Source organism: Mesorhizobium sp. Cs1299R1N1 (assembly GCF_037179655.1).
Taxonomy (GTDB): domain Bacteria; phylum Pseudomonadota; class Alphaproteobacteria; order Rhizobiales; family Rhizobiaceae; genus Mesorhizobium; species Mesorhizobium salmacidum.
In genome coordinates, this window is the sequence record NZ_JAPYKR010000049.1 from 1 (window position 1) to 6,295 (window position 6,295).

Consider the following 6,295-nt stretch of genomic DNA (forward strand, 5'->3'; position numbering starts at 1 on the left):
AACTGGATGGAGGCCAACCGCTACATCAACATGGACGATCTGCGCGAGCACAAAAAACTCGCCCTACGCCAAGCCGCATGATCAGCTCCATGGCCGCCCACTTTTGCAGAACTTGACGCACACAACCATGGTAACATTCTACGTGAGGCAACGAGCACGCTCGGAGCATTTTGATTGAGGCAATGCGACAGCCGAGCGCGTCAGCGCCCAACAATGTAGCTCGCACCGGAGGTCAGACAGGCGAAAAATGGCATCCCGCTCGTGGAGCGCACGCGTAGCGGCAGACGCTAGCGGAGCAAGACCGAAGGCACCTCGTCATACAGTTCGTGCTTCACGTTCTTGACTATTCCCGGCCCCGAAGTTCGGCGAAGGTGATATATAGTGACGATAGTATCGTTCGCCATACAAACAGAGACAGACAGCAATAGTTTACATCGGTTTCCCAAATAATTCTTCTGTCTGTCAACAATATTAAGGATTATCCGGCGTTTCGTATTGACTTGGCCAAAAACAGGCGTGATCCAACGCCTCATCCTACTGGCCGCTTTGGTTGCCATGTCAATGGCCTACGTACCGACGATCATGAGGCCAGGGCTCTCGAGTTCGGGAACCCGTCGAGAATTTTGGCAACGGTAAACGCTCAACGCGTCGTCAGTTTTCGACCAGCATCGCCCGGACCGCGGCCAATGCGAGCGCCTTCCTCAGCTTCTCCTCCACCTTGGCAGAGCCGACCGACACCACGACCACTTCCTCCGTCCTAGCGGCTTCCTTCACCCCGAGCGCCTCTTCGGCAGAGATCTCGTCGTCGCCATCTTCGCATCGGCTAGATCCACACCGCTCCGTCCGCCTTCACGCGAACCTCTCACATTCGCGTCAACTGCCGGCTTAACAGCTACGAGGATTTTAGTGCGTGCATTCCATTTGGGCGGATTCACGAAGCCAAATTTGGCGGTTTCGGAAAGATGCTGCATCAGTTCGAATTGGGGGGAGAGAAGAAGTTCGCACGAGAGGTTCACGCCGGCCCTAAATATCCGTCTTGTCCGCCATATGTTTTCGCGTCGTTGATCGTCGACCCGCCACAGCGTGGCCTGTAAGCAGCTACCAGGCCGCAAATCATCACCCTAGCCGCGGAAATTGGCATCACCTCGTCGTAATCGACGGCATGCTCTGCGGGCTGCAGCTTCGTCTCGTACTGACCCTCCGGAATCATCGCACGAGCTTGCGTTCGGCGGCTTTGTCTAGGATCGTGTTCACAACGTCAATACCCACACCAACGGAGTTCTGCACAGATCCAGCCGGATCAAACGTCCCACGTAAGGAAAAAAGCGAGGTCCCCGGTGGCATAGATGCTCGGTCCAAGGTTCGGCAGAACGGATCGACGAGCACGCCCATCGGCAAACGTTGGGACAGGCTTGGCAAGCTCATCATTGCCAAAGTGCCAATCCCGACGAGAACGATGTCAACGGTATGACGGAACCATCGTCCGAACACGGCGCCCGCCTTCTACGAAGGCCTTAAAGCACGCTGCGGCAAGCCCGCTCTCCCCGTTCTCCACCCTTGGCCAGCGGAGCTTGTCCCCGTCCAGCCGCGTTGAGAACGCGCCAGCAAATTGAGTCAGAGCCAGTTTGCGCCGATTGACAGTGCGAGTCTGCTGATGAGGTGTGGCTATGCTTTTGCCGAGGCCTCATCGCGCGGCAGGAGGGTCGAGTAGCGGTCGAGCAATCCTGCGAAGGCCTCCAGGAATGCCTCACAGTCTTCACCGCTTGTAGCCAGCGAGAGATTGATTGTGCCGCGCCGCGGCACGTAGAAGCCGCGCAGCAGCATATCGAAATGAATGAGCTTCCGTTGCTTTGGCGTGGTTGTGATCTCGGCAGGATTCTGGGGTGCTATAGGCTGAAAATGCAGCGATAGAATCGACCCATGGCCGCCAATCGAAAGCGCCGTTCTGCGCTCTTTTGCAACTTCCAACAGTTTGTGGCGTAGCTTGTCGCCGCGAGAGTTAACCGCCTGAAGCGCTTCGACGGTCGCTACCTCGGTGAGGCCGATGTGGCCGGCGATCATGGTCAGCACGTTATTGTTGAACGTGCCGCCATGGAGGATCGCACCCGGACGGGAAGGGTCCAGTCGATCCATCAATTGCGCCCGTCCTCCGAAAGCACCGAAAGTGAGCCCGCCGCCCAGCGACTTGCCGAGTGTAGTGAGATCGGCACGGACCTGGACTAGGTCCTGAAGGCCGCCAGGGAACAAACGGGCGGTCACCACCTCATCGAAGATAAGAAGCGTCCCACACTCATCCGCCATGGCTCGAAGAGCGGCGAGGAAGGCACGGTCGGCCAAAATGCCACCGCCGCTCCCCATCATGGGTTCGACGATAATGGCGGCGATCTGTGCTCCATCCTTTTCCAAGACTCGCCGGACATCCTGCTCGTCGTTGAAGCGAGCGAAGCGCATCTGCGGAATGTCCACGTTGAGCGGCGCGTCGGTATTTGAGTAGCTCGCAAGGCTACCGTGATATGCGCCGCGGAAGGCAAGGACCAGTGGCCTGCCAGTTGCGGCACGCGCCAGACCCATGGCCAGCAGATTGGCTTCGGTCCCGGAGTTGCAGAAGCGGACGCGGTCGATCGACATGAAGCGACTGCATATCGCTTCGGCAAGCGCCATTTCGTGCTGGTGAGGACCGCCGAAGCTGATGCCGTTGTCGAGCGCACTCCGGATAGCAGCCAGTATGACCGGATTGGAATGACCGTAGAACCCGGCTGTCATGTCGTTCGTGAAGTCGATATAGCTGTGCCCGTCAACATCGGTGACGCGGGCGTCCACCGCGCTTTCGATGAACAAGGGAAACGGATCATAGTAGAGTACGGCTCTCGTGTTGCCGCCAGGGAGGACCCGGCTTGCGGAAGAAAGTTGCGCGCGGCTCGTGGGATTGGTGCTGGAGTAGCGGGCTTCCAATTCTTCTATCGCGCCTTCGATGATAGCGGGTTGTTCGGCAGGCAAGGGTTCCATCTAGTTCCTCCTGGTCTCTCATATTCGGGTAAATGCGAGCGCGTTGCGCCTGAACCGGGCAGCCGCCGCAATCCGGTTCGCCACGCTGAGTGCCGGGTCCGCCGCTGGTGAAGTTGTTGAGCGCATGCATTGTTTTACGCAGCTTTTCATTGGCGTCGATCTCGGTTGCGTGGTGTGCGGCGGTCCGGGCGTAAACGGGCACCAGCTTTTTTATTTGTCAGCTTTCTGTCCGCGCCTGACCTCATACTTAGCGGTGAAGGTACCACTGTCAGCGATTGGGGTCGCAAAGACTCTGTGAATTTATTTGAAGGATTGTTGCAGCGTTTGGTTAACGGCAGCGTGGCGCTCAGATTCTCGATGAACTTCGGAGCGGTTGCGACGTTCACGCCGACAGGCGCCCAGCCCCGCCGCGGGCCATGTTGGCTTGGTCCAGGTGACTGTCAGTAATGTTGTGCGTGAGGCCATGACGATGGAAAGCTTGAATCATCTCGTGTTATCGACAAGGACTACTGGACCGGTTGCTTGCCGGACGCGATCCGCAGGAGTTGTTTGCCAAGGGGACGGTTGCCAGGCGGAAGCATCGGCGATCCGGCGCTACGGGGGTTCGAAGAAGACGGTTCTAACGCGGACATTGAGGCTCGAACTTTTGATCCCGCGCGACCGCGCCGGATCATTCGATCCGAAGCTGCCCGCAAAGATATCAGCGCCGCCTTCCCGATTTCGACGCCACGCGAGATCCGCGGCCACCTGGAGGAGCTTTATGGCATCGATGTTTCGCCGGCCTGATCTCGGCGGTCACCGATGCCGGAGGTCGCCGAAGGGCAAAACAGACCCTTGGTGCCTGTTTTCCGCTGGTCGACGCCATCCGGGGCAAGATCCGCGACGAGGGCTTCGTTCGCAACAAGGCGATCGACATCGCGCTCTGCATCCTGCCTGACGGCATCAAGGAGACGGAGGGCGCCAAGTTCTAGCTGTGCGTCATGAATGAACTGTAGAACTGTGGTACGCCGATATCCTCATTGCCGTTGTCGACGGCTTGAAGGGGTTTTCCAGAGGCGATCAAGGCCGTTTTCAACGAGCCGGCGAACCGCTCGGTGCCTGCATCCGGGATCCACACATCCGGCAAGAACCCGCTGGCATGAAGCCGGGCCAAAACTCGGCGTCGATCTTGTCGGTTTTGATCTTGGGATGGGCGATCGCCTTCACTTGGCGTCGGGTTGGCTACCACAACGCGTAGGGCGACAGCACGCGCACCACCGTTACCCGTCGCCTCCCAAAACACCACCTCTGCGAAAGTGCGATGGATATCCATTCGAACCACACGTCTCATCGGCGCCCTTTCCTCAAAAAACTCGACGCGACACCTACGGATCCGCGCTCTCGCGCGACCGGGGAGGTCACAGGGGCGGCCAATTGCTAACACGAGCTCGCAGCTGATCGAATACATCGGCCTGCCCGCACTTGGCGTGCTCCCGGTTCGCCTGTCCCTGACGGTCACATCATACGCCGAAATCGCCTATCTCCAGCAGGGACCAGATGGCATTGTCATGACCATACTGGTCACGAATGCCACCGAGCCGCTGAACTCGGAGCTGCGCCCGGCGTGCGAACGCGCCACTTCCCCACCGACGACGCGGTGATGAAGCTGCTATATCTGGTGCTGAACCACGCGGCCGAGGAATGGAAACGACCGCCGCACGACTGGTTCGAGGCCGGCCCCAGTTCGCCGTCGTCTTCGGCGAAAGGTTCGTCAACCAATGACGAAAACCGGCCTGACGCACAAGAGTCCTAACAGTCCCGCCAGTAAGTGTTGGTTGCCCGGCGTTTGACGGATAGGGTCCTCCGTGGGGAGGCGGAAGTCAGGGCTTCATTCAACCGCGGTTCGCATTGTCTGATGTCGGACGTCGGACAGACAGTGTTCGAGCCGCCATATTGTTTGGAAATGATTTTCTGCTTTGGCACGGAACGTGCTCAGTCATCGTCAAGACACGTCACGGACTGAGAAGAAATCATCCGATGATCACGCTCACCGAAATGCCGGCCGCCGCCGTGAAGACCGTGCTGTCCCGAGCCGGCGGACGGCTTTCGGATCATGGTTCAGACCGGCGGCTGCGCTGGCCACAAATGCCTGATGGGGCTGAAGAGAGTCTCGAGGAAGGGCGATGCGGCCATCAAAACAGACAGTAGTCAAGGAGTTCGTGAACGCGGGCGCCAAACCATGTCGCAGGAATGATCGTTGGCTTCGCCGCGGGGGCTCGATTCGGCCGGCTTACCTTCGACAATCCCAACAAACGGGAGCAGTGTCCTTCAGATGATCGCGCTAGGTAAGGAGAAACGCTTCGTTCTGTGCAAAAAAATCAATCCTATCAGTATGTCATTAGTGAAAGACATGGAAATACTATGAACAACCAGATTAGTACCCCCCACTCCTTATCTGAGCTTGAATCTCACTTCAGTGAAGATTACTTGCACTTTAGCGATGTGGTCAATCCTCCGGAGCGGAGCGACCGGGAAATAGGAGCAATTTGGAAGCTTCTTTCGCTCAGACAAGGCAGCTCAGTTCTTGAGCTCGGATGCGGCTATGGGCGGATTACCAACCGATTGGCAGAAAAAGGAGCGCGGGTAACCGGACTGGATACCTCGCCGATCCTGCTGAAAAAAGCCGAAGCGGATGCAGCCGAGCGCCGGGTAGATGTTGAGTATCTTCTTGGCGACATGCGCTCACTTCCCTGGCGAGATCGCTTTGACGCGGCTTTTCTGTGGTATACGACGTTTGGCTATTTCGATGAAGCGGATAATATGAAAGTTCTTCAAGAAGCCTCTTCTTCACTTCGAAAGGGAGGGCGTCTGCTCATCGATCAGCTCAATCGCTTCGCTTTGCTCCGTGACAAGTCGCCCACCTGCGATGTCGTGCAGTGTAACGATGATCTAAGAATCGATGTAATAAACTACGACGCGCTAACCGATCGTCGAAATTCCGAGAGGATCGTCGTCCGCAATGGATGCGTTAGACGAACGCATCTTTCTGTCAGACACTATGGATTTTCGGAATATCTTCGCATGTTGCGATGCGCAGGGTTTGAGACAGTTGAAGCCTTTGGGCAGGAGGGTGGAGAGTTCACGTCCTATGGCCCGCGGCTCATCGTTGTCGCATATAAGTAACTCAATATCCCCAGCGGTCATATCAATCATGGTGATATGACTATCGACCAGATGTTCTTTAAGCGACCGGCGGCTCACTATTCGGATTACCGTTCGCCGATCCGAGGCCTCTATCAATGTGGTGCCT

At 57.3% G+C, this 6,295-nt stretch carries 4 protein-coding genes and 3 pseudogenes; 4 read left to right on the top strand and 3 right to left on the bottom strand.

The window, feature by feature from the left end:
• Positions 1-651: 651 nt before the first annotated feature.
• Together O7A70_RS33205 and O7A70_RS33210 are read right to left on the bottom strand one after the other, a co-directional pair.
• Positions 652-774 carry a hypothetical protein gene (locus O7A70_RS33205; RefSeq protein ID WP_337144111.1) on the bottom strand — a complete coding sequence of 41 codons (123 nt, stop codon included), beginning with the start codon at positions 772-774 and terminating at the stop codon, positions 652-654.
• Between the two features lie 891 nt (positions 775-1,665).
• Positions 1,666-3,006: an aspartate aminotransferase family protein gene (locus O7A70_RS33210; RefSeq protein WP_337144112.1), complete on the bottom strand. Its 1,341-nt coding sequence runs from the start codon at positions 3,004-3,006 to the stop codon at positions 1,666-1,668.
• Positions 3,007-3,551: 545 nt separating this feature from the next.
• On the opposite strand from O7A70_RS33210, the pseudogene O7A70_RS33215 reads away from it, so the two are divergent.
• A pseudogene (locus O7A70_RS33215) lies at positions 3,552-4,079 on the top strand (transposase); the annotation flags it as partial.
• 20 nt (positions 4,080-4,099) lie between these two features.
• Here O7A70_RS33215 and O7A70_RS33220 read toward each other — a convergent pair.
• Positions 4,100-4,336 (bottom strand): annotated as a pseudogene (locus tag O7A70_RS33220) (IS110 family transposase); the annotation flags it as partial.
• Between the two features lie 223 nt (positions 4,337-4,559).
• Between O7A70_RS33220 and O7A70_RS33225 the strand changes: the two are divergent.
• The 3 genes and pseudogenes from O7A70_RS33225 to O7A70_RS33235 all read left to right on the top strand — a co-directional run.
• Positions 4,560-4,767 (top strand): annotated as a pseudogene (locus tag O7A70_RS33225) (transposase); the annotation flags it as partial.
• A gap of 255 nt (positions 4,768-5,022) precedes the next feature.
• Positions 5,023-5,193, top strand: coding sequence for a hypothetical protein (locus tag O7A70_RS33230; RefSeq protein WP_337144113.1), 171 nt, complete (start codon positions 5,023-5,025; stop codon positions 5,191-5,193).
• Between the two features lie 213 nt (positions 5,194-5,406).
• A complete protein-coding gene (locus O7A70_RS33235; RefSeq protein ID WP_337144114.1) occupies positions 5,407-6,168 on the top strand; it encodes a class I SAM-dependent methyltransferase in 762 nt (253 codons plus the stop codon).
• Positions 6,169-6,295 lie beyond the last annotated feature (127 nt).

What these genes read in the sequence shown, in the direction of transcription:
- O7A70_RS33210 (WP_337144112.1), bottom strand. Translation starts at nt 3,006, where the DNA reads ATGGAACCCTTGCCTGCCGAACAACCCGCTATCATCGAAGGCGCGATA.
- O7A70_RS33230 (WP_337144113.1), top strand. Translation starts at nt 5,023, where the DNA reads ATGATCACGCTCACCGAAATGCCGGCCGCCGCCGTGAAGACCGTGCTG.
- O7A70_RS33235 (WP_337144114.1), top strand. Translation starts at nt 5,407, where the DNA reads ATGAACAACCAGATTAGTACCCCCCACTCCTTATCTGAGCTTGAATCT.